This window comes from Streptomyces sp. NPDC001027 (genome assembly GCF_040299045.1).
Classification (GTDB): Bacteria; Actinomycetota; Actinomycetes; order Streptomycetales; family Streptomycetaceae; genus Streptomyces.
The window spans coordinates 1-23,244 of record NZ_JBEPBI010000026.1 but is presented as its reverse complement, the minus strand read 5'-3'; the positions used below and the strand labels follow the sequence as shown (position 1 = coordinate 23,244).

Genomic DNA, 23,244 nt, shown 5'->3' with positions numbered 1-23,244 from the left:
CGCCCCGCACTCGACGTCACCGGCATGTCACGGCGTGATGTCGCGCTGGACGTCCTTGCGGGAGACGGCCAGGTAGCCGACGAAGCCGAGGATGGCCACCGTCCAGGACAGCGTGACCGGCCCCAGCCCCACGTCGAGTCCGCCCCGGCTGTGGCCGACGGCCATCCAGTCGGCGACCGAGGCGCCGAGCGGGCGGGTGATGACGTACGCGGCCCAGAACGCGGCCACCGCGTTCAGGCTCCCCCACCGGTGAGCGACGGCCGGAACGGCGATCGCGGCCGCGTACAGGAGGGCGGAGCCCAGGTAGCCGAGGCCGATCGTGGCGGTGAGGTCGCCTGCGGCGGTGCCGAGGGCGAAGGTGGCCAGGACAGTCGCCCAGTAGAAGACCTCACGACGGCGGGTGTGGATGCCGTGGATGGACAGGGTGCGCTCGCTGCGATACCAGAGGGCGAAGACGGCGGCCAGCGCGGCCATGAAGAACGGTGTCGAGAGCGTGTACGGCACCCCGAGGCCGACGTGCAGGACGTCTGCGGCCATCGTGCCGAACACGCTGACCATGACGATCGCCGTCCAGTAGATCCACGCCACGTACCGGCGGACGGCGAACTGCACCGCCAGAGCAGCCACCAGGGCGATGCCGCCGAGGCCGACAGCAGGGATCGGGCCGAACAGGTGGGCCAGAAAGTCGGACGCCGTCTCACCCATCCCGGTGGTCAGCACCTTGATGATCCAGAAGTAGACGGTCACCTCCGGCACCTTGCTCGCCGCGTGACGGATGTGGCCCACAGGCCGGTCGTGAGTAAGGTGATCAGTCGACATGGCAGGCACGATGACATGGTGCCCGACCGTCACCACAGACCCCTTTGCCAGAGTTTTGGCGCTTCCGGTACGGGAGTTGCCCGAGGTGCCGCCGAACCTGAAAGCGACCTGAACACGGAGGCCGATGCGCTGGTCAGCAGGGTGCGGCCGGTGGTACCGGCGGTCTCCGGGCATCGACCTGGCGACTGTAAAGCAGGCCACATTGCCCGGTTCGCCCGCTTCAGCAACGAGAGCGCAAGCCCCTGATGATCAAGGTTCTCGAAGCCTTTGATCACGCACGCTGTCCAGGCCATGGAGACCAGGCGTCGCTGTACCCACCGCAAGGACTCTGCTGCACATTTCGCTGGGGCGTGCGGGGTGACCGCGTCGGGGGCCGGCAGCTGCGATGTGACGGTGGGGTGTCAGTTGTCCCGGTGCCCGCTCAAAACAGTTCCAGGTCCTCGCCGCTGGTGTCCGCGATGACTGGTCGGAACTGGGCAGGGAGACCGTCCAGGCGGTCAGGACCGGCCGCGGCGGCCACGGCAGGGGCCACCTCGGCCAACCAGGCACGAAACCGCTCGGCGGCTTCGCGGTAGGGGACTCGCGCCAGGATCCGGTGCTCGCCGGAGGGGCAGAAGTCGACGGCGACAGTGAGCAGGCAGGAACGGGGCGCGTTCTGACTGCCCGTCCAGGACACGCGCAGGACACCGCAGGGCTTGCGACCGCGCGCGGCGCGGTGGGTCGGGCGCAGCGATCGGCAGGCTATGTGGGCGGTCCATGCGGCGAGGTGCGGCAGGGACAGGGTGGTGCGTGCGCGGCACCCTGGGCAGCGGTGCCAGTGGCGGAGCCAGTCGTCGGTATCGGTGTGGAAGAGGCGTGTGTAGCGGTTCGCCACGCGGATGTCGTTGCTGTACAGATGGTCGGGGCGTTCCAGTGTGTTGCAGGACTGGCAGACGGGGGCGCGGACGTAGCCGTGTTCGTGGCAGTGGTCGAGCACGGTGGCGGGCGCGGTGCGGCAGACGGCGCACGCCCACCCGGCCACCCGGCGGGAGGTACCGGGCTTCCTGCTGAGCACCGAGTACAGCTGACCTTCCAGCTCTCTGTTGTACGGGCGCAGTGAGGCGACGGGGCCCTCGAGGCTCGTCGTCTGCCGACCGTCGGCGTCTCGGGCCTTCCGTGGATGGGAGGGTGGCTCGGTGACGGCTGCGCTTGCCTGGCGGGCCCGCGCGGCTTGCACCCACTGCGTTTCGGTGTGCTCGGCCGCGTCCAGCAGCCTGACCACAGAGCGCGGCAGCCACCACGTGCGCTGCGTCCCGTCGCGGGTCTGCTCCACGAGCATCTGTCGCCAGTCAATCCCTGCCAGATGGTACGGCCGGCCGAGTTCACGTCGTGCTGCCCGCTCGGGGCCGCCCGGCTCCAGCAGTTCCCCCGTGATGCGCCGGCGCCAACGCAGCGGCGTTTCCTCGTCGCACTCCTGCCTCGGTGCCCCACGAAACGGACCGACGCGGACCAGGTCCTGCCGATCCATCCCCACGGCGTTCAGCTCCGCGGCCGCCCGGCGCACCTCAGCCTCCGCAACACTCCACTGACCGCCGCTCGCCCTCACCGTCGCCACTGCATGGCTGCCGAGCAGGACGTATCCAATCCGGGCGCGGGCAGGAGAGCAGGTGAATGCCCCAGGAGCCGTCGGCACAGCGCTGTCGGCCGTCAAATCGACCCACAGGGTGTCCGCGGCAACCAGGGTGATCAGGCCGTTCGTGCGACCGGGCAGGACACGCTCTGACATAGCCACAGGCTAACGGCACCAACCCGGCAACGGGTCTCCACGCCTCGGTCAGCCGGGCCGCCGTCCGCAACTCCATGTTCCCCCCAGCATCTGGTTCGTCAGCGCCTCCCGTGCGCGTGGGAGTCCTCCCGCATGGGGCCTTCGTCGAGGCCGGTCAGGTCCTCGACCTCGGGTCCGTGGGCGGTCATGAACAGGCGGCGCACGCCTGACCACGTCGCGGCGCTGTAACGCATGACGCAGGTCCGCCGGTTGACGACGAGTTCCAGGGCGGGTCCTACGGGGGCGTCCAGGTCCCAGCTGCCGGGGCCGGCCTGGGCGAGCGACAGGGCGACGACCTCGGCATGGGCGGAGGAGAGGCCGAAGGCCAGGACCATGTCGACGCCCGCTGATCGGATGCGGCCGGTCTCGGCCTCGACGACGAGAGCGGCGAACGGGCCGCCGGTGCCTTCCTGGTGGTTGCGTGCGGCGAGGCGGTTGATGAGGAGAATACAGTCTTCGTCGATGGGAGGGTGTCGGAAACGTCGGCGAGTCCGCATGTCACGCAGGCGGGGAGCTGGACGCCGAAGGGTGGGCAGGGCAGAGGGCATGGCCGTCCGGGCAGCCCGCTCCCATGGTCTGCTCGACGCCGTCAACACCGGCGGCATCCGATGCCGGGCCGACAAGTCGTACCAGGGCTCCGGCCCCGCCGTCCGTATCCCCTTCCGCGGCCGCTGGAACAAGTCTCCGCCGGGAAGAAGGCCGTCAACCCTGCCCGCCGGAAGATCCGCGCACTCGGCGAACAGGCCATGCCACCCTCAAGTCCCGGCGCCTGCCGCGGAAGCTCCGCTGCGGCACCACCCGTATCACCGACCTCGTCAAGGCCGTCCCCACCCTGGAGCCGACCGCCTCAATCTGAGGAGGAAGCCTCACTGCCTCCTATACTTCTGACGTGTTTGATACGTCGAACCTCTTCGACGTTTCGTCCGTGCTCAATCGGCAGTCGATCGCACAGCATGGCCTGGATTGGACCCGGATGGGCGCCGCACGGGGCATCGCCGGCAGCCGCTGCCCTGAAGTGGAGGGGATCTTCGTCTGTCTGGGCGAGGAGACAGCAGAGTTCTTCCTCCAGATCAACAACACTGGCGGGCCGGTTGACATCTGGTCCGTGGACGGCATCGATGAGGGGCTGCTCCTCGACAACGGCAACGGATTCGTCTACCTGCCCGGCCGCATACCAGCCGCGCAAGTCCGCCCCGGGCGATCAGACGTTCCTCCGCAGCTTGGTTTTTGACTTCGCGCGGCGACACACGACTGGGGGCAGGCCCACGCGGAATCTGGCTGCGAGCTCGGCAAGGGTGTGGTTGCAGCGCAGGGGGGCCAGGGTCGTCAGCGCCTGGCGGCTGCAGGTCAGCCGCCGCCGGGTGCCGGTCTGTCGTCGGCGAGCGGCCAACCCGCGCCGCAGCAATAGCACGGAAGTGGACAGATGCAGCCCGGATGGGTGGGCAATGACTCGGGGCTCTAGGCGGAGAAGGTTGCTGTTAGCCCATCTACCTGTGGCTTCGTTGTCCCGTCACCGCAACCCCTTGATCTCACAGCCAGGTTGAAAGGAGCCCACGGCCCACGTCAGCCTTCGCTCGTTCGAGCGAATTTTTTCGAACCACCCGCCGCCGACGAACGGAACTGACACCATGCCGCCGTCGTACGTCAACCTCGAGTCGAAGGCGGGCCATTGGAACGGCATGTCAATGAGCGGCAACTCTCGGTGCTGAAGTGGGTGGAAGACGGGTGCCCTGTCGGCGTTTGGGAGACCAGCTCCTACAAGACCACCTGTCAGGCACTGCACAACCGGGGCCTGGTAACGGTCTCCCGGAAGGCCGGGCAGTGGAGCGTCGCCGTGACGAGCGCCGGCCAGCACTACCTTGCACACGGCACGTACCCTCCCCACAACTCACGCGCGCGGAAGACCCAGGTCGCCGCTCCACGTCCCCAGTCCCCCCGAGCGCAGGTAACTCAGGCCGCTCTGCGGAAGCCAAGCCCTCCCTCACAGCCTCGTGTGACGCTCACGGAGCAGCTGTTACAGGATCTCGCGGAGGCCGACGGCAGGATCGTCAAGAGCGGCAGGGGTCCCGACTTGGAGAAGTGGCCGTCCCGCGTCGCCGCCGCACGCAGATCCGGAAGGATTCCGGAGACGAAGGAGCTGTACGGAAACTGGTGCCGCGACGGGTACGAGATCAAGCTCGTCGACATCCCCGCCTGGCGTCTTGCTGTCCTCGACCCCGTCCCCGTGCCCGCCCGACTCACTCGGCCGCACGCCTTGGTCCGGGCCATGCAGAACGAACGCCAGCCCCTGGGCCTGACCAAGCCCGTCCAAGGACGCGCTCTCCGGCTCATCCAGGCAGTGATCACCGCCGCCGAGGCCGAAGGACACACCTGCTCGGCCGGGCAGACCGGCTACGCACCGCCGTCTCATCGCCGCCGCAGGGCACATCCTCACTTCACCATCACCGCACAGGGCCAGCCCGTGGGGTTTCTCGTCCTCCAGGAACAGGACCGGACCGAGCACGTCGCCACCGAGAAGGAACTCGCCGAGGCCAAGAAGCACTCCTGGGTCAGAATCCCCCGCTTCGACTACACCCCATCCGAACGCCTCCGCTTCATCCTCAGCGGCGGCCAGCCACACCGAGCGAGCGAATGGGCCGACACTCCCGGCCGTCCCCTCGAAGAGCAGCTCGCCGAGATCGCACAGGAAGTCACGCTTCGCGGCGAAGCCGCCGAACGCGGACGCCGGGACGAGGCCGAAGCGGCACGCCAGAAGCGGATCCGCTGGGAAGCCGCCATGGAACAAGCCCGCATCCGGTACGCCGAGGCGTACCGCGTCAGGCACCTGGAATCCCAGGAAGCGGCATGGCGCCACGCCACCCGACTGATCGAGTACGTGAGCGCGGTACGCACACGCGTCGAGGCCATGCCACCGGGGCAGACCAGAATCGAAGCCGAAGCATGGATCAGCTGGGCAGCATCCACCGTCGAGCGCCTCGACCCATTGCACACACCGACCCGACTCCCCGACATCCCCGAACCACGAGCCGACGACCTGAAACCCTTCCTCGGGCACTGGAGCCCCTACGGCCCCTGAGCCGCGATAGCGGGCGCGCACCGACTGGGTGGCACTCAGATGATCATCCGTGATCTCAGACAGAACGGCACGGCCTCGTCGCACCCAATGCCGGATGTCGTCGACCGCGCTGAGCGCCGCCGCACGGCCGAGCTTGCGCGTGGCGACGTGGTCGATCTCCGAGAGCAGCAGCGGGGACATCACCAGGAGCCCCGCAGCCATGATGGCTGCGTTTGACGCACGCACGCTGCCCCCGCGATCGCCCCAGCGCGCCTGCAAGTTCGCCGTACCGTCCACCGATTGCGCGCTCCGCACGCTGACGCACGCCCGGGACGCACGCCCGGCTCACGCCCCAAACCACCTCCATACGCGGGCCTTTGGCGGCATGTCACCAATCAACCCACATCCACCGGTGTTTGCTGCTTGAGATGTCATGGGCATTCTGTATGGGTCTGATCGTCGGCGTGGGTGCAACCTTGGGGGGCCGATGGCAAGAGGGGACGTCTGGGCGGGAAAGGGCACGACCGGATCGGTCGCGGACCTCGTCGCCCAGTTCGGCGAGGAGGTCAGGGCCAAGCTGCAAGGTCCCGCAGGGGCGGTCAGCAGTAAGGAGGACAGCCTGACCGCGCCGGTGGAGCATCTGCTGCGCGGCATGGCCTCGCGGCAACGCCTCAAGCTCATCGTCCACGGTCAGAGTCGCATCAAGGAACTCGGGATCCGGCCCGACTTCGCCATCGCCTGCGGCGGCAGGACCATAGGGCATGTTGAGCTGAAGCAGCCGGGATCGGGGGCCGATCCGGACAAGTGGTCGGTGAAGAGCCACTACCGCAAGCAGTGGGAGAAGATCAAGGCACTCCACAATGTGCTGTACACCGACGGATACCAGTGGGCGGTCTACCGTTTCGGCGTACAGGTCGGACCGACCGGGACCCTGGTCGGAGATCTTGATTCCGGTAGTCGGCAACTCGTCGTCGCGGACACCGGGTTCGAGCGTGCCCTCACGCACTTCTTCCTGCCGGCGCCCATCGTCCACGACAGCATCAACGACCTGGTCAAGCGCATCGCGGGAATCTGCGCCCTGCTGCGTGACGAGGTCACCGAACGCCTCACCCGCGAGGAGCACGGGGAGGCTGACGCTGCGTTCTCGATCCTGGCCGACAACTGGAAGGACCTGCTCTTCCCCGACGCTCGCCCGGAGGAGTTCGCGGACCAATACAGTCAGACGCTGACGTTTGCCATGCTGCTGGCTCGCCTTGAGCACATTGATCTGGGCAGGCTCACGCTCCCCGAGGTCGCGATCCGACTGGGCAAGCGGCATTCCTTGATGGGCAAGGCACTCGCAGTGCTGACGGACGACGCCCTCGACGATCTGCGGGGCATCATCGACCCGCTGATCGACGTCTTGTCGGCCGTCGACCCCGAGATGTTCAAGGACGAGACCGGAGACGCCTACCTCCACCTGTACGAGGGCTTTCTGAGCGCCTACGACCCGGAACTGCGACGGCGGACGGGTACGTACTACACGGCCGGCGAGGTCGTCCGCTTCATGGTCGGCTTCACCGACGAGGTGCTGCGTGACCGGCTCGGCCAGGAGGACGGGTACGGAAGCGAGGACGTCACCGTCGTCGATCCGGCCATGGGCACCGGGACCTTCCTCATCAACATCATCGACCACGTCGCCAAGTCCCTGTCACTGAAGTACGGCAGGGCGCTCAAGTCCGGGCTTCTCCGGGAACTCTCGGGCCGACTGGTCGGGCTGGAGAAACAGACCGGGCCGTACGCCGTCGCCGAACTCCGCGTGCACCACGCCTTCCGGTCCCACGACGCCGACATCACGCGCCGCCCGCCGAGGCTTCTGGTGGCCGACACCCTCGACGATCCCGCCGTCGAGCACCACCTGGGCTTCATGTACGAGGCGATCGCCCGCCACCGCCGAATGGCGAACAAGATCAAGGCGGACGAGAAGGTCATGGTGGTCATCGGCAATCCGCCCTACCTGCGGGGAGCGAGACAGTCGGGCGTCGGACGCTGGGTCACCGAGGGCAACCCGAACGGCCAGGGCCCGATCCTCGCCCGCTTCCACCCAGAGGACAACGGACGCGTCGGATACGCCCTCGACAACCTCTACGTCTACTTCTGGGCGTGGTCCACCTGGAAGGTCTTCGACCAGTTGACCGCCTCGGGAGCGCCGAAGGCCCCCAGCGGGATCGTCGCCCTCATCACCAACTCCGGATACCTGGACAGCGAGGGCTCGGCCGGCATGCGCCACTACCTGCGCGAGGTCGCCGACGAGGGCTGGATCATCGGGCTCTCCCCCGAGGGCGCCTACTCCGACACGCGCACCCGTGTCTTCCAGGATGTCAAGCGGGAGATCTGCATCGCCGTCTTCGTCCGCCATGGCGCCCCGGACACGGGTACACCGGCGCGGGTCTGGCGACTCGACGTCCCCGCGGGCACACGCGAGGAGAAGTTCGACTGGCTGGAAGGGCTTGGCCTCGACGGCCATCGTGGAGGGACCTCCTGGCAACCATGCCCCACACAGTGGACCGCGCCTTTTCACGCCCTGTCCGACTCTGAGTGGTCGACAATGCCACCGGTGGACGCCCTGCTGCCCTGGACGAGCTCCGGCAACAAGAACAACCGCAGCTGGCCCGTCTCACCCAGCCCGGACGTCCTGGAGAGCCGGTGGCGCAGGCTCGTCCAAGCCCCGGCGCTGGACAAGGCTGCACTGCTGAAAACCACCAGAGACCGCCGTCCGGACAAGCCGGAACCGCCACTGCCCGGGCAGCAGGAAAGGGACAGCCTTGCCGCGGAGAAGGAGACGTTGCCGATCATTGTTCCCTACGGCCGGATGACCTTCGACAGGCAGTACATCATCGCGGACAGGCGAGTGATCGACTTTCCGCGACCGGCCTTGTGGTTCGCCCACAACGACCAGCGTCAGATCTACCTGTCCGAACTTCACACGGAATCAGGCCGTCCAGGGCCGGCGGTGAGTTTCACCGCCCTTCTGCCCGACATGCACCACTTCAAAGGCACCGAAGGCGGCCGCGTCGCCCCTCTCTACCGCCACCCCCACCAGGCTGAACCGAACGTCACCCCTGGCCTGCTGCGGCTGCTCACCAAGACGCACGGCGTGACGGTCACCGCCGAGGACCTCTTCGCGTACATCGCGGGAACAGCCGGCCACAGCGGCTACACCCGCCGCTTCGCCGCGAACCTCGCCGAGCGTGGTGCCCGTATCCCTCTGACACGCGATCCGGCTCTATGGGCGGAGCTGGTGGAAGTGGGCAGGCGCACGGTGTGGATCCACACGTACGGCCAGCGCTTCGCCTCCCACCACGACAGTTCATCTGGCTCGCCCCCGAGGCTTCCCCCGGAGGAACGACCGGAATGCGTCGTCGTGATCGGAGAGGACGACGGGTTACCTGCGGACATCTCTTACGACGCGTCCACGCGAACCCTCACGGTGGGCACGGGCTGCATACGTCCGGTGGCGCCGGAAGTCTGGGACTATCGGATCGGCGGGGTGCAGGTGATCCGAAAGTGGTTCAGCTTCCGCAAGCGCAAGCCAGACGTGGAACGACAGACCCCGTTGAACGACATCCTGCCCCTGACCTGGCCTGCCCGGTGGACTGTCGACCTGCTTGACCTCATCAACGCGCTCGGGCTTCTCGTGGCCCTCGAACCCCGACAGGCCCGGCTGCTGAACGCCGTGAGCAGCGGCCCGCTCATCACCACCGACGACCTACGAGGCGAGGGCATCCTGCCCGTACCTGCCTACGCAACCAAGGAACCGAAACCGCCGCGGAAGTCTCGACACACCCCCGGCCCTGGTCAGGAGAGCCTCGACTTCTCGGACTGACACCCACCCGGCCTGAGTGCCTGACGCCCGCAACATCAACGGAATATCTGCACGACGACGCCCGGCCGCAGCAAGCCAGCGGGGCGTCGTCGTATCAGGTCCCCGTCTACGCGGGACCCCCGCCGGAGCGATCCCCCGGGAATCCTCACCTGTCACGAGCGATCACAGACGCCCCCTATAACGCGGGGGCGCGGGAAACCCGTCTGCCCAGGTTGAACACCTCGTGGGCGGCATATCGCTTAAGGCATCGGATGATTTCGCGTCGGGTCTTGCCTTCCTGGGTGCGGCGTTCGTAGTACGCCTGGGTGCGCAGGTCGTGGCGCAGGCGGGTGAAGACGATGCGGTGCACGGCGGCGTTCGCCTGGCGGTCGCCGCCGTGGCTGAGTCGGTGCGTGCTCCGCCGGCCGGATGAGTACTCGATGGGGCTGACTCCGCAAAGGGCAGCAAAGGACGCCTCGGTATTCAGCCGGTCGGGGTTGTCTCCCATGGTGATCAGAAGCGTGACGGCGCTGTCCGGACCGATGCCCACCCGCTCGAGCAGCTGCGGTGCGTGGCGTACGACGAGCCGGGTCAGGCGCTGGTTCAGCTCATCGGTCTGCCCGGTGAGCTGCTCGACGCGCTCGGCCAGCATGCGCAACGTCAGGTGGGTGGCCTGGGCCACCGAGTCCTCGTCTCCGGGCGCGGCCACCGAGCACGGCCCGCGCGTCTATCGGTCCGACTTGCAGGGCAACCGGCGGCTCGAGCGATCGGGCCGGTTCACCTCATACACCTGGACGTACTGGGCGAGGAGGTAGTGGGACAGGCTCGCTCCGAAGGTGCCGGCGCCCTCCACCCCCGCACGGCGCAACCGTATCCAGTTTGGCGGGCGCAGACGTCAGCTGCCAGCAGCTGGCGGCCGTCGCCGGAGAGGATTCGGTGCCCATGACCTTCCCCACCCGGGGAACCGGGGCGGCGACGTGAACCTCGCCGTGCGTGTCCACAGCCAGGTCGACCTCACCCCGATTGGGCAGAGCCGTGCTCGAGGAGGTGCTGCGCTCTCTGACGGAACCGGCTCCTCAGACGCATGTGCGAGTGCAATCGCAAAGTAGGCGCACCCCGAAAACGTCACAGGGACACGGGCCGCATGAGGCGCCGACCGCATCGTGACCCGACAGCGCAGCCGATCTCATGACGAAGCCGCGCCGGAGCTCTCCGGTGCGGCTTCGTCATCTCACGGCTCCACGCAAAGCCCCCAGGCGGGGCCCTCGCCGTATCACTCGCCTATCACACAGCCATCACCAACTGGGCGGCCCCTCCCAGACCAGCAGGCCCTGACCTGCGATTTCATGCCCGCGCTGGACTGGCGTAGACGCCCCTGGACGGTCTCTACAACCTGTGCCAGGTGGTGCCCAGTGAGGGACCGAGGATCAGGACCGGAGCGTCTTCGGGTCCGTCGAAGCGGTATTGCAGGGTGTTCATCGGTGTCTCACTCACCCGCCTGAGCCTCTCATCTGTCACGGCAGCCCCTGTGAGCGGGGTGCGAACCGTAGCTGTTGTACCAGCTGGAAGACCTCGCGGGCCGCGTGGCGTTCGAGGCAGCGGACGACTTCGCGCCGGGTCCTGGCCCCTGCGCGGACGCCGTCAGGTCCACACGGGGTGTCCGCCGTCCACTCGGATCGCTTCGATGCCGCTGATGTACCGGGCGCCGCAGCGGTCCTGAGGCAGGACGAGCTGAGAGCCGGCACGGTCGACCGGTGGCACCCCGAACAAACGCAAATGCCAACTCCATCGCCTGACAGCCCGACTGCTGCAATGAGATCGGTACCTTTGGCCTCGCATCTGCGGCATATCATCGACGCATGCACACCTATCGGATCGGGGACGCGGCAGCCTTACCCGGCGTCGGCCGCAGGTGCAGATCCGGGCCGTTCCGGGTGGTGTCCCTGGTCAGCCGGGAGTCGGCCGAGGAGCTGGAACCGGAGCCCGGGGTTCCGGCGGTTGCAGTGATCAAGTCGACCGACGTGGCCGTCGAGAGCCCCTGAGCAGTGATTCGTGAGAAGGAGTAGATCCGTGATGACCCGTTCCGCGCGCCGGACCCGCCGGACCCTGCAGGCAGCCGGCGTGGGCGCCGTCGCGTTGCTGACCCTGAGCGCGTGCTCCTCCTCCGACGACTCCTCGTCGTCCGGTTCGGACAGCTCCGCTTCGGCGTCCTCGTCGCCGAAGCTGTCCGGCACGGTCACCGTCTTCGCGGCCGCCTCCCTCAAGGAGAGCTTCACGGCCCTGGGCAAGGCGTTCGAGGAGGCCCACCCGGGCGCGAAGGTCACCTTCAACTTCGGCGGCAGCGACACCCTCGCCGCGAGCATCACCGGCGGCGCCCCGGCCGACGTGTTCGCCTCCGCCAGCCCCAAGACGATGAAGATCGTCACGGATGCGGGGGGCGCCTCCGGCACGCCCGCCACCTTCGTCCGCAACCAACTGGAGATCGCCACCCTGCCCGGTAACCCGGACAAGGTCGCCTCCCTCAGGGACCTCACCAAGTCCGGCCTGAAGGTCGTGCTGTGCGACAAGACCGTGCCGTGCGGCGCCGCCGCCCAGAAGGCCCTGGACGCCAGCGGGCTGAAGCTCACCCCCGTCTCCTACGAGGAGGACGTCAAGGCCGCCCTGAACAAGGTGGTCCTGAAGGAGGCCGACGCCGCCGTCGTCTACAAGACCGATGTGAAGGCCGCGGGTGACAAGGTGGAGGGCGTGGACTTCCCCGAATCGGCCGGCGCCGTCAACGACTACCCGATCACCCTGCTCAAGGACTCCGAGAACGCCGACACCGCCAAGGCGTTCATCGCCCTCGTGCAGTCCGCCGAGGGCCAGAAGGTCCTGACCGAAGCCGGGTTCCTGAAGCCGTGACCTCCCCGTCCCTGGACAAGGCCGACGCCGCGGACACCCTGACCGGGGGCCCGCGGCGCAGCCGCGTCCGCGGGGGCCGTCGGGGCCACGGAGGCCGTCGGGGCCGGGCAGGCCGCGGGGGCGTGCCGCTGCCTCTCCTCCTGTCGGCGCTGGTCGGTGCGGCGTTCCTGGCCCTCCCGCTCCTCGCCCTGCTGATCCGGGCTCCCTGGCGCAGCATGCCCGACCTGCTGACCAGCGCCGAGGTGTGGCAGGCGCTCCAGCTGTCCCTGGTCTGCGCGACGGCGGCGACCGCGGTGAGCCTGGTGATCGGTGTGCCCCTGGCATGGCTGCTGGCCCGGGTCGAGTTCCCGGGGCGCGGTCTCGTACGGGCGCTCGTCACCCTCCCTCTCGTCCTGCCGCCGGTGGTGGGCGGCGTGGCCCTGCTGATGGCGCTCGGCCGCAACGGCGTCGTGGGGCGGTGGCTGGACGACTGGTTCGGTCTCACGTTGCCGTTCACCACCGCGGGAGTCGTGGTCGCCGAGGCGTTCGTCGCCATGCCGTTCCTCGTCATCAGCGTGGAGGGCGCCCTGCGGGCCGCCGACCCGCGCTACGAGGAGGCCGCCAGCACTCTGGGCGCTTCCCGCTTCACCGCGTTCCGCCGGGTCACGCTGCCGCTCATCGCCCCCGGCATCGCGGCCGGGGCGGTACTGGCGTGGGCGCGGGCGCTCGGCGAGTTCGGCGCGACCATCACCTTCGCCGGCAACTTCCCCGGCCGCACCCAGACCATGCCGCTGGCGGTCTACCTCGCGTTGCAGAGCGACCCGGAGGCCGCGATCGCCCTCAGCCTGGTCCTGCTCGCCGTGTCGGTCGCGGTCCTCGCGGGACTGCGCGATCGCTGGATGACCGCCTCATGACCGGCGCCGAGAAGACCCGTCAGGACGCCGTCGGCGCGCTCGGCCCGGCCGGTGCGGGGCTCGACGCCCGGCTGGTGGTCGAGCGCGGCTCCTTCCGTCTCGACCTCGAGCTGACCGCTGCGCCCGGTGACGTCGTCGCACTGCTCGGCCCCAACGGCGCCGGCAAGAGCACCGCCCTGCGCGCGCTCGCCGGTCTCCTCCCGCTCACCGACGGCCACCTCCGGCTGGACGGCGCGGAGCTCGACCGTACGCCGCCGGAGTCCCGCCCGGTCGGCGTCGTCTTCCAGGACTACCTGCTGTTTCCGCACCTCACCGCACTGGACAACGTGGCCTTCGGCCCGCGCTGCCACGGCGCGACCAAGGCGGAGGCCCGCGCCCAGGCCGCCGAGTGGCTGGAGCGCATGGGCCTCGCCGCCCATGCGGGAGCCAAGCCGCGGAAGCTCTCCGGCGGTCAGGCGCAGCGCGTCGCCCTCGCCCGCGCCCTGGCCACCCGCCCCCGCCTGCTCCTCCTCGACGAGCCGCTCGCCGCCCTCGACGCCCGCACCCGCCTCGACGTCCGCGCCCAACTGCGCCGCCATCTCGCCGACTTCGAGGCCGTCGCCGTACTCGTCACCCACGACCCGCTGGACGCCATGGTCCTGGCCGACCACCTCGTCGTCGTCGAGGAGGGCCGCATCGTCCAGCAGGGCACGCCCTCCGACATCGCCCGCCACCCGCGCACCGACTACATCGCCCATCTGGTCGGCCTCAACCTCTACCGGGGACGGGCCGAGGGACACACGGTCCGCATCGACGACGGCCCGGGCATCACGACCACCGAGGACCTCACCGGCCCCGTCTTCGTCGCCTTCCCGCCCAGCGCGGTCACCCTCCACCGCGACCGCCCCACCGGCTCCAGCGCCCGCAACCTCTGGCGCTGCGAGGTCGCCGGCCTGGAAATCCACGGCGACCAGATCCGCGCCGACCTCACCGGCGAACTCCCCCTGGCCGCCGACCTCACCACGGTCGCCGCCGCCGAACTCGACCTCCGCCCCGGGGCCACGGTGTGGGCGACCGTCAAGGCTGCCCAGACACACGCGTACCCCGCCTGAGGGACCCACGAAGCCGCGGGCCCGGACACCCGGCCCCGACCCCGGGCCCGCGAGGCGTGGCACGGCCCTTCCCTCGCGGCTGCGACGGGTCGGCACGGAGCCCAGGGGCGCGGAGTCCGTTTCCGGATCGTGACGAGGTGCGGCTCGCGCCTCTCACCTGCGGGGTCGCACACCGCGTCATGGGCGGCGCACCCCGTGTATACATGCTGTGTATACACACGACGTATACACCGCGTGTAGAGTGATCCTCATGTCCATCGGTCACACCCTTTTGGGGCTCCTGGAGTCCGGCCCGCGCCACGGTTACGACCTGAAGCGGGCCTTCGACGAGACGTTCGGTCACGACCGGCCGCTGCACTACGGCCAGGTCTACTCGACGATGTCCCGGCTGCTGAAGAACGGCCTCGTCGAGGTCGACGGCGTGGAGGCAGGGTCCGGCCCGGAGCGCAAGCGCTACGCCATCACCGACGCCGGCGTCACCGACGTGACGAAGTGGCTCGCGACCCCGCAGAAGCCGGAGGAGTACCTCCAGTCGGAGCTCTACACCAAGGTCGTCCTCGCGCTGCTCACCCACCGGGACGCCGCCGACATCCTGGACGTCCAGCGCTCCGAGCACCTGCGCAGCATGCGCATCCTGACCGACCGCAAGCGCAACGGCGATCTGGCGGACCAACTGATCTGCGACCACGCCCTCTTCCACCTCGAGGCGGACCTGCGCTGGCTGGAGCTGACCGCCGCCCGACTCGACAGACTCCGTGAGGCTCTGGCCCGATGACGACTTCTCCCCCCGGCGCCCTGCTCGTCGCACAGGACCTGCGCAAGACCTACGGGCCCACCGCCGCCCTCGACGGCGCCGCGTTCTCCATCCACCCCGGCGAGGTCGTCGCCGTCATGGGCCCTTCCGGCTCCGGCAAGTCGACGCTGCTGCACTGCCTCGCGGGCATCCTGCCGCCCGACTCCGGGTCGATCCTCTACAACGGCCGCGAGGTGACGACGATGAGCGACGGGGGGCGCAGCGCGCTGCGTCGCTCCGAGTTCGGCTTCGTGTTCCAGTTCGGGCAGCTCGTCCCGGAACTGACCTGCGTGGAGAACGTCGCCCTGCCGCTCAGGCTGAACGGCGCGTCCCGCAAGGAGGCCGAGCGGGCGGCGCTCGGCTGGATGGAACGCCTGGAGGTCGACGACCTGAAGGACCAGCGGCCCGGCGAGGTCTCCGGCGGCCAGGGCCAGCGCGTCGCCGTGGCCCGCTCCCTGGTCACCGGCCCCCGGGTGCTGTTCGCCGACGAACCGACCGGCGCGCTCGACTCCTCCAACGGCGAACGGGTGATGAGCCTGCTCACGGAGGCGGCCCGGTCCGCCGACGCCGCCGTCGTCCTCGTCACCCACGAGGCACGGGTGGCCGCCTACTCGGACCGCGAGGTCGTCGTACGCGACGGCAAGTCCCGGGACATGGAGCGCGCCGTATGAGTCCGCGCGAGGAGCGCCCGGTACGCACGGAGGTCCCCCTGCTCGGGCGGAGCCGGAAGCCGGGGACGGGCCGGGCGTGGGGAAGGACCGCGGACCTGGCCATGGGAGCCCGGTTCGCGGTCACCGGCGGCCGCGAGGGCTGGGTCCGCACGACGCTGACAGCGGTCGGCGTCGGCCTCGGCGTGTTCCTGCTCCTGCTGTGCGCCGCCACGCCCAACGTGCTGGCCTCCCGCAGCAGGGTGGAGGACGCCCGCTACGCCGACCTGTTCTCCCGCGATGTTCCCGCCAAGGCCGACGACACCCTGCTGATCGCCGACGCCGACACCGCCTGGCACGACGACGACGTCCGGGGCCGGTTCATCGAACCCGAGGGCGCGCGGGCGCCGCTGCCCCCGGGGGTCGACCGCTTCCCTGGCAAGGGCGAGATGGTGGTCTCCCCCGCGCTCGGGAAACTGCTCGACTCGGGCGACGCGCGACTGCTGCGCGAGCGTCTGCCGTACCGGATCATCGGCACGATCGGCGAGCGCGGGCTGGTCGGCTCGCACGAATTGGCCTACTACGCGGGGGCCTCGGGGCTGACGCTGTCGGACGGCGCCCTGGCGACGCGGCTGACCGAGTTCGGCCGACCGGACGTGACGCCGGAGGAGACCGACCCGGTGCTGCTGCTCATGGTCGCGGTCGTGTTCGTCGTGCTGCTGACGCCGGTCGCCGTGTTCATCGCGGCCGCCGTCCGCTTCGGCGGCGAACGCCGCGACCGCCGCCTCGCCGCGCTGCGCCTGGTCGGCTCCGACCAGGGCATGACCCGGCGGATCGCGGCGGGAGAGGCGCTGGCCGGATCCGTGCTGGGCCTGGCCGTGGGCGCCGGCCTCTTCCTGCTCGGCCGGCAGAGACTGGGCGCCGGCGAGCTGCTGGGCGTGAGCGTGTGGCCCAGCTACCTCGACCCCGCTCCCGCGCTCGCCGCGCTGGTCGCGGTGGCGGTGCCGGTCGCCGCGGTGCTGGTCACGCTGCTCGCGATGCGCGGCGTCGTCGTCGAGCCCCTCGGCGTGGTGCGCGCGGCCGAGCAGCGCCGCCGTCGGCTGTGGTGGCGGCTGCTGCCGCCGCTGGCCGGCCTCGCGATGCTCTACCCGATGATCGGCCAGGGCCACAAGAACGGGGACTTCAACCAGTACCTCGTCATCGGCGGCGTCCTGATGCTGCTGATCGGCATCACCGCCCTGCTGCCCTGGGTGGTGGAGGCGGTCGTCGTCCGGCTCGGCAGGGGCCCGCTGTCCTGGCAGCTGGCCGTGCGCCGGCTGCAGCTGAGCAGCGGCGTCGCCGCCCGCATGGTCAACGGCATCGCCGTGGCGGTGGCCGGGGCCATCGCGCTGCAGATGCTCTTCACGGGCACGCAGGACCAGTACACCGAGAACACCGGCCAGGACCCCGCCCGGGTCCAGATGCAGGTCGACTTCAGCGGCCCCAGACAGCTGTCCGGCGTCGAGCGCGAGTTCGCCGGCGCCAAGGGCGTCCGGGCCGCGGTGGCCCTGGCCCGCTCCCAGTACGGGGACGCCCGTCGCAACCCGGAGAACAGCGAAGGCCTGACCGTGGGCGACTGCGCCGCCCTGCGCGAACTCGCCGCGCTGCCCTCCTGCAAGGACGGCGACGTGTTCGTCACGAGAACGCGCACCGGCTACGCGGACTCCGGCAACGCCTCCGAGATCGCCCTGATCAAGCCCGGCCGGCAGCTCTACATCGACCCGTCGTACGACGGCGCGGACCGCGGCCTCGAAGTGCCCTGGACCGTGCCGGCGAGCGTGCGGGTGGTGGACGCGCGCAAGGACTCGCTGCTGGACTACACCAGCCTGCTGGTCACCACCGCCGCCCTGCCCCCCGCGGCCGCGCCCGCGGTGTTCTCGGACGGCGTCTACCTGCGCCTGGATCCCGCGGTGCCGGACTCACGGGAGTACGTGCGCAACGTCGCCGCCCGCGTCGACCCCCTGGCACAGACCTTCGGGTGGACGGCGGCCCAGGAGAACCATCGGTACACCTCCATCCGCACCGGCCTGTTCGTCGGCTCCGCCTTCGTGCTGGCGCTGATCGGCGCCAGTCTGCTGGTCTCCCAGCTGGAGCAGCTGCGCGAGCGCCGCAAGCTGCTCTCCGCGCTGGTCGCCTTCGGCACCCGGCGCCGCACGCTGAGCATGTCGGTGCTGTGGCAGACGGCCCTCCCGGTCGGGCTCGGCCTCGTCCTGGCCACGGCGGTGGGGGTGGCCCTCGGCGTCGTCCTGCTGAAGATGACCCGGACGCCGGTGACGATGGACTGGACGAGCGTGCTCGCCATGACCGGTGTGGGCGCGGGCGTGGTCGGGGCGGTCACGCTGCTGAGCCTGCCGCCGCTGCTGCGCATGATGCGCCCTGCGGGCCTGCGCACGGAGTAGTCCGCACCCCGGCGACGCAGTGGGCCTCTCCCGCCGGGAGGGACCCACTGCCGCACGCGGGCAGGCCCGGTCGGAGTCGGCCCGGGCCCGCGTCGCTGCCCGGACCGGACCGGGGGCGCCCCGCCCGGCCCGGGCCCGTGAGGACGACAGCGCGCCCGGGGGCACGGGCGTCAGACGCCGGACGCCTCCTCGGGACGGCGCCCGCCGGACCCGGTCACGCGGACCCGGCGCCCGTCCGAAGGGGCGACGAGGCCCTGGGGTCCTCGTCGGGCGTCGGATCGGCCGGTCCGGGCAGCCCGCCGGAACCGCCTCCCTGGGCCGGGGTTTCCGCGGCCGGGCTTTCCGGGGCCGTGCTTTCCGGGGCGGGCTCGGTGCTCTCGCCCAGGAAGCCGCCCGACTGGTGCTGCCACAGCTTGGCGTACGCGCCGTCCGCCGCGAGCAGCTCCTCGTGGGATCCCTCCTCGACGACGCTTCCGCGGTCGAGGACGACCAGCCGGTCCATGCCGGCGACGGTGCTCAGACGGTGGGCGACCACCAGGGCCGTGCGTCCGTCCATCAACCGCCACAGGGCGTCCTGGACGAGGAGCTCGCTCTCCGAGTCCAGTGCGCTGGTCGCCTCGTCGAGCAGCAGGATCGGGGCGTCGCGCAGGATGGCCCGGGCGAGGGCGACGCGCTGACGCTGGCCGCCCGAGAGCTTCACTCCCCGCTCCCCCACCAAGGTGCCGAATCCCTCCGGGAGTTGGTCGGCGAACTCCGTGACGTGCGCGGCCACGGCAGCGGCGCGGATCTCGTCGTCGGTGGCGCCGGGCCGGGCGAAGGCGATGTTGTCCCGCAGGCTGCGGTGGAACATGGCGGGTTCCTGCGGAACGTAGGCGATCAGGGAGCGCAGGTCGCTCTGGCGCAGCCGGCTGATGTCCTGACCGCCGATCAGGATGCGTCCGCCGTCGATGTCCGACATCCGCAGCAGGAGCCGGGTCAGTGTGGTCTTGCCGCCGCCGGACCTGCCGACCAGACCGATCCTCGCCCCCGCGGGCACGTCCAGTTCGAGATTTTGGAAGATCGGCTTCGCGCCCGCGTGGGCGAACGTCACCGCCTCGAAGCGGACGCCGGTGTCCCGCGTCGCGAGCGGTTCGGGTTCCGTCGGATCGAGCACGGTGGGCGGATCCAGCAGCAGCTCCGTGAACTGCGCGGCCTCGGTCATCGAGCTTTCCAGCCGCCGGTAGATCTGGTTGAACTCGAACATGATCTGGGTCGCGTTGGAGTAGTAGGTGAAGGCGATGACGACCTCCTCCACTCCTCGACCCGGGCCGCCGAAGGCGATGGCGACCACCAGGCCCAGCACGTTGGTCAGCACGGACAGAGGGGCGATCAGGGTGTCGACGCGCAGATTGCCGTAGTCCCATGACCTCAGCGTCAGACGCCGGGACTCCGCGACACGGCTGCGGTGCTCGTCGGCCTCCCGCCGCTCGGCCGCGAACGCCCGGATGGTCTCCATGTTGGCGAGACTGTCCGCGACGTGTCCGGAGACCCGGGCGATCGCCGCCTCACGGTCGTGGACGAGCCGCTGCCGACGACGGATCAGCGGGGTCGCGGCCAGCGCGGTGAGCGCGATCATCACGAGAAGGCCGGCGACGAGCATCGGCTCGTAGCTCCACAGCACCACGGCGCCGAACACCAGCGGGACGAGACTGCCCACGATCCGGTACGTCATCGTGTCGACGAAGTCCTCGAAGCGCTTGCCGAAGCTCAACACCCGTTTGGTCAGGGAGCCGGCGAAGTTGTCGTGGAAGAACGCCGCGTCCTTGGCGAGGAGTTCGTCCATGCCGCTCACGTACAGGTGCTCCATGCCGAGGGCGTCCACCCGGTTCAGGCAGTGCTGCCCGACCCGCCACACGGCCTCGGCGAGCAGCAGCGTCGCGCCGAAGCCCAGCACGTACGGCAGCGCCGAGGCGAGGTCGAGACCGCTGTCGTCGGCGGCCTTTCCGGCCAGTTCGGCGATCAGCAGGGGGGCGACGTAGCGGGTCCCGATGTTGCCCACGGCCGGCAACAGCAGCGCGGGCAGGGCCAGTCGTCGTAGTCGCAGCAGTTCCAGGCCGTAGCGGCGCAGCGCCAGGACGACGGCGCTCCTGCCCGGCGTCGACCCTGGCGTATCTGTCGTTCCCATCACGCTCCCGGTGGTTTCGGAAGTCGGAAGTGTCCCGTCCGGGAAGGTCCACAGTCCAGGCATTTACCGCTGAACGGCGAGAATCGGACACCAGCGCACTTCCCCCTACGCACCGGACCTGTTCGACGGCGGTCGAAGGCAGCCGACGGCGGTCGGCGGCGGTCGGCGGCGGTCGGCGCCGACCTCGCTCCCGCGGGGCAGGGCCTAGCCGGTTCAGCGGATCGGGGCGCGCCGGCCCGCGATCAGAGCTCGCCCGTGCCGCCCAGTCCGGTGAGCGCGCCCACCGGGTCCGGGTCGGGGGTGCCGCGCGGCCACCAGTCGTCACGGCCCGGTTCGGACTCGTACGCGTACCACAACCCGTCCTGGCCGAAGCGGAGTTGGACATGGCCGCGGGGGTGGGTGAGGTGGTTGCGGCGCGGGCGGAAGGCGGGCAGGTCGGCGGCCAGAAGGAGGGGCCGGGCGCGGTCGAAGCGGCCTGCGGGCGGGTCCCAGGACTCCTCCAGGACGGCGAGCCCGTCCGGTCCGCCCTGTCGCCACGCGGCCACCGCGCGCGCCAGTTCGGACGGGGTGCGGCCGGCGGCGGCGGCCAGCGAGGCGTACAGGGCCCGGGTGGCGACGGTGAGCCCGGAGCCGGGCCGGGACGCGGCGAGCCGTACGGCGTCCTGCCAGAGGGTCAGCGCGCCGATCCCGTCGTGGCCGGTGGTCAGCAGGGCGTGGGCGCGGGCGGCCGCGTCGGTCGCGAGATGGTCCAGCGCGAAGGAGTCCGGACCGTTCGGCGCGGACGGGTACACCGGGGGCTGCTCGGGGTGCGCGGGCGCCGGCAGCGGGGCCGGCAGGGGCGGCAGCCGCCGCTCGGCGAGGACTTCCGCGGCCCGCACGCCCGGCAGCAGTAGCGGCCGCCGCTCCTGTGCGGCGCGGGCCGCCCGGGCGGCGTTGCGCCGGGACAGCGCGTCCAGCAGCTCGCGCTCGCCCCGGCCGCGCAGCAGGAGCAGCACGAACGGGTCGGCGTCGAGCAGCCGCGCGGTCTGGTAGCAGAGCGCGGCCGCGTGCTTGCACGGGTGGCCGCGGTCGGGGCAGCTGCAGTGCGGTTCCAGGTCGCCGGGGCCGGGCAGCAGCGGCACCCCGCAGGCGGCGAGCGACTCCGGCATCTCCTTGTCGAGCAGGGCGGCGATGTGCCCCGGGTGCTCGACGGCGGCGGCCAGGAAGCGCTCCCAGTCCTCCTCGCCGAGAGTGCGCAGCCGGACCTGGACGCGGTACGGGCGGGGGCGGCTGCCCTGCACGTAGGCGAGGACGTGTCCCGGCGTGACCGTGATCGCGTCCACGTTTCCCTGCTCCGCGTAACCGCGCCCGCGGACCACGCGCCGGGAGTCGAGGGCGCCCTCCTCCAGCGCGGTGACCCAGGCGTTCCCCCACCATGTCCCGGCGAAGGAGCCGCCGGTGCGTGGAGGGAAGGCCGGGAAGGTGCGGCGGTGATCGCCGTCCCGGGAGGGTGCGGCCATCGAACGGGGGGCGGGGGGCGGGACGTCGTCGAGCGCCGGCGAGAAGGCGCGGTCCCCCCGGCCGTCGCGACCGTCGGCACTGTCGAGGCCGTCGTGGCCGCTCTCCGCGCGGTCCCGGCGGTTCCCTCGCGCGCGCTCCGGTCCGGGGCCGGGCTCGGAGAGGCGCTCGGGTGCGGAATCGAGCGCGGGTGCGGGATCTGGATCGAGTGCGGGACCGGGGTCGACCGTGTCGTCGTCCGACGGCATGCGGAAGGAGTCGGCCAGCGACTCCCTCACCGCGCGGGCGCGTTCGTCGGCGATCCGGTCGGGTGCGCGGTCCGCTCGCCGGACGTCGGCGGAGCGTCCGGCGGACAGCGCGGCGGAGCGCACCCCGGGGCTCCGGTCGGGACGGTGCCGACGTAGGCGGGGGGCCGTCCCAGGGGCCGGGTGTGCGGCCGGCGCCGTCGTCGCCTCGGCAGGTGTCGGCGGCTCGCCTGCGAAGGGGCCGCGGCGCGCCTGGGCCCGGGCCGCGCGCAGGGCTTCACGGGCGACGTCCCCGGGACGCGGGCCCGCGCTCACGGGCGGAGCGGTCGCGGCGTCCGGGACGGGTCCGCTCTGTGGGGGCGCGGTGTTCCGGACGGGCGTCAGGCGCGGGGAGGACGGGGTCGGCGGCGTGTCGGTCGCCGAGGCGCCGGTGCCCGCCGGATCCTCGGCCGCCGGTCCTGCGGCGGGCGGCGCGGCGGGCGCCGCGGTCCGGAGCCGGTTCACGGCGGCGGTCTCCGCGCCGGCGGAGGCCGACGCCGCGGCATCGGCGGCTGCGTCGCCCACCGGCGCGGAGTCGCCCGCACGACCGTCGCCGGTCGAGAGAACCGCGGCGGGCACCGCGCCGGCATCGGCCGTCGGACCGCTGTCGGTCGCCGGGCCCCCGGCTTCAGCGGTGGCGGAGTAGGCCGCGGAACCAGGCGCGTCGACGGGACCGGAGTCCGCCGCGGAGCCCGGGTCGGCCATGGGGGGAGCGGGCTGCGAGGGCCTGCGCAGCGCGGCGCGGGCGGCGTCGCCGGGCCGGGGCGCCGCGGGGGTCGTGGGACGGTCGGACCGGTCCGTTCGCCGCTCGGCGCGCTGCTCCGGCGCGGTCTGCTGCGCGGTCTGTTCCTGCTGCCGCTCCCGGGCCGCCCGCAGCGCCCGGCGCGCCTCGTCGGCCGGGCCGGGGTCAGGGCCTGTCGTTCGGATCACGCCGCAGACGCCGGGTGCGGCGTGCGCATCTGCCGCGTCGTCGTCGGTTGCCGATGCTCCGCATCGACGCCCTCCTCCGCCTTG

The 23,244-nt window shown here is 71.0% G+C and carries 16 protein-coding genes and 2 pseudogenes; 11 read left to right on the top strand and 7 right to left on the bottom strand.

Features of this window, described 5'->3' with window-relative positions; all coding sequences use genetic code 11:
- Positions 1 to 27: 27 nt before the first annotated feature.
- The 3 genes from ABT300_RS10845 to ABT300_RS10835 form a co-directional block, all read right to left on the bottom strand.
- On the bottom strand, positions 28 to 819 hold the full coding sequence (locus ABT300_RS10845) for a COG4705 family protein (protein WP_351673944.1): 792 nt from the start codon (positions 817 to 819) through the stop codon (positions 28 to 30).
- 421 nt (positions 820 to 1,240) lie between these two features.
- Positions 1,241 to 2,584 carry an endonuclease domain-containing protein gene (locus ABT300_RS10840; protein WP_351673943.1) on the bottom strand — a complete coding sequence of 448 codons (1,344 nt, stop codon included), beginning with the start codon at positions 2,582 to 2,584 and terminating at the stop codon, positions 1,241 to 1,243.
- Positions 2,585 to 2,682: 98 nt separating this feature from the next.
- Positions 2,683 to 3,120, bottom strand: a complete 438-nt coding sequence (locus tag ABT300_RS10835) for a cytidine/deoxycytidylate deaminase family protein (RefSeq protein WP_351673942.1) — start codon at positions 3,118 to 3,120, stop codon at positions 2,683 to 2,685.
- A 55-nt stretch (positions 3,121 to 3,175) separates the two neighbouring features.
- Here ABT300_RS10835 and ABT300_RS10830 point away from each other — a divergent pair.
- The 3 genes and pseudogenes from ABT300_RS10830 to ABT300_RS10815 all read left to right on the top strand — a co-directional run.
- Positions 3,176 to 3,479: pseudogene (locus tag ABT300_RS10830) on the top strand (IS5/IS1182 family transposase); the annotation flags it as partial.
- 33 nt (positions 3,480 to 3,512) lie between these two features.
- The gene (locus ABT300_RS10825; RefSeq protein ID WP_351673941.1) at positions 3,513 to 3,854 is read left to right on the top strand and encodes a hypothetical protein; all 342 of its coding nucleotides are present in this window, start codon (positions 3,513 to 3,515) and stop codon (positions 3,852 to 3,854) included.
- 762 nt (positions 3,855 to 4,616) lie between these two features.
- Positions 4,617 to 5,699, top strand: a complete 1,083-nt coding sequence (locus tag ABT300_RS10815; protein WP_351673940.1) for a hypothetical protein — start codon at positions 4,617 to 4,619, stop codon at positions 5,697 to 5,699.
- Between the two features lie 3 nt (positions 5,700 to 5,702).
- On the opposite strand, the pseudogene ABT300_RS10810 reads toward ABT300_RS10815, so the two are convergent.
- A pseudogene (locus ABT300_RS10810) lies at positions 5,703 to 5,918 on the bottom strand (VapC toxin family PIN domain ribonuclease); the annotation flags it as partial.
- Between the two features lie 247 nt (positions 5,919 to 6,165).
- Between ABT300_RS10810 and ABT300_RS10805 the strand changes: the two are divergent.
- Complete coding sequence (locus ABT300_RS10805; RefSeq protein WP_351673939.1) at positions 6,166 to 9,543, top strand: type ISP restriction/modification enzyme; 3,378 nt, start codon at positions 6,166 to 6,168, stop codon at positions 9,541 to 9,543.
- Positions 9,544 to 9,718: 175 nt separating this feature from the next.
- Here ABT300_RS10805 and ABT300_RS10800 read toward each other — a convergent pair whose 3' ends face one another.
- Positions 9,719 to 10,204, bottom strand: coding sequence for a transposase (locus ABT300_RS10800; RefSeq protein ID WP_351673938.1), 486 nt, complete (start codon positions 10,202 to 10,204; stop codon positions 9,719 to 9,721).
- A gap of 1,177 nt (positions 10,205 to 11,381) precedes the next feature.
- On the opposite strand from ABT300_RS10800, the gene ABT300_RS10790 reads away from it, so the two are divergent.
- From ABT300_RS10790 to ABT300_RS10760, 7 genes are all read left to right on the top strand, one after another.
- Positions 11,382 to 11,564, top strand: a complete 183-nt coding sequence (locus ABT300_RS10790; RefSeq protein WP_351673937.1) for a hypothetical protein — start codon at positions 11,382 to 11,384, stop codon at positions 11,562 to 11,564.
- Positions 11,565 to 11,595: 31 nt separating this feature from the next.
- Entirely contained in the window at positions 11,596 to 12,423 is an 828-nt protein-coding gene (modA, locus tag ABT300_RS10785; RefSeq protein ID WP_351673936.1) for a molybdate ABC transporter substrate-binding protein, read from the top strand.
- Positions 12,420 to 13,316 (top strand): molybdate ABC transporter permease subunit, encoded by an 897-nt coding sequence (modB, locus tag ABT300_RS10780; protein ID WP_351673935.1) that lies wholly within the window; start codon positions 12,420 to 12,422, stop codon positions 13,314 to 13,316. The genes modA and modB overlap by 4 nt, the downstream gene beginning before the upstream one ends.
- Positions 13,313 to 14,407, top strand: coding sequence for an ABC transporter ATP-binding protein (locus ABT300_RS10775; protein WP_351673934.1), 1,095 nt, complete (start codon positions 13,313 to 13,315; stop codon positions 14,405 to 14,407). Before modB ends, ABT300_RS10775 begins: the two co-directional genes overlap by 4 nt.
- Before the next feature lie 250 nt (positions 14,408 to 14,657).
- Complete coding sequence (locus tag ABT300_RS10770) at positions 14,658 to 15,182, top strand: PadR family transcriptional regulator (protein WP_351673933.1); 525 nt, start codon at positions 14,658 to 14,660, stop codon at positions 15,180 to 15,182.
- Positions 15,179 to 15,871 (top strand): ABC transporter ATP-binding protein, encoded by a 693-nt coding sequence (locus ABT300_RS10765; RefSeq protein ID WP_351673932.1) that lies wholly within the window; start codon positions 15,179 to 15,181, stop codon positions 15,869 to 15,871. The genes ABT300_RS10770 and ABT300_RS10765 overlap by 4 nt, the downstream gene beginning before the upstream one ends.
- Before the next feature lie 101 nt (positions 15,872 to 15,972).
- Positions 15,973 to 18,285: an ABC transporter permease gene (locus ABT300_RS10760; protein WP_351673991.1), complete on the top strand. Its 2,313-nt coding sequence runs from the start codon at positions 15,973 to 15,975 to the stop codon at positions 18,283 to 18,285.
- Between the two features lie 214 nt (positions 18,286 to 18,499).
- On the opposite strand, the gene ABT300_RS10755 is transcribed toward ABT300_RS10760, so the two are convergent.
- Together ABT300_RS10755 and ABT300_RS10750 are read right to left on the bottom strand one after the other, a co-directional pair.
- Positions 18,500 to 20,449, bottom strand: a complete 1,950-nt coding sequence (locus tag ABT300_RS10755; protein WP_351673931.1) for an ABC transporter ATP-binding protein — start codon at positions 20,447 to 20,449, stop codon at positions 18,500 to 18,502.
- 242 nt (positions 20,450 to 20,691) lie between these two features.
- Entirely contained in the window at positions 20,692 to 23,160 is a 2,469-nt protein-coding gene (locus ABT300_RS10750) for an SWIM zinc finger family protein (protein ID WP_502977916.1), read from the bottom strand.
- Between the last annotated feature and the right edge of the window lie 84 nt (positions 23,161 to 23,244).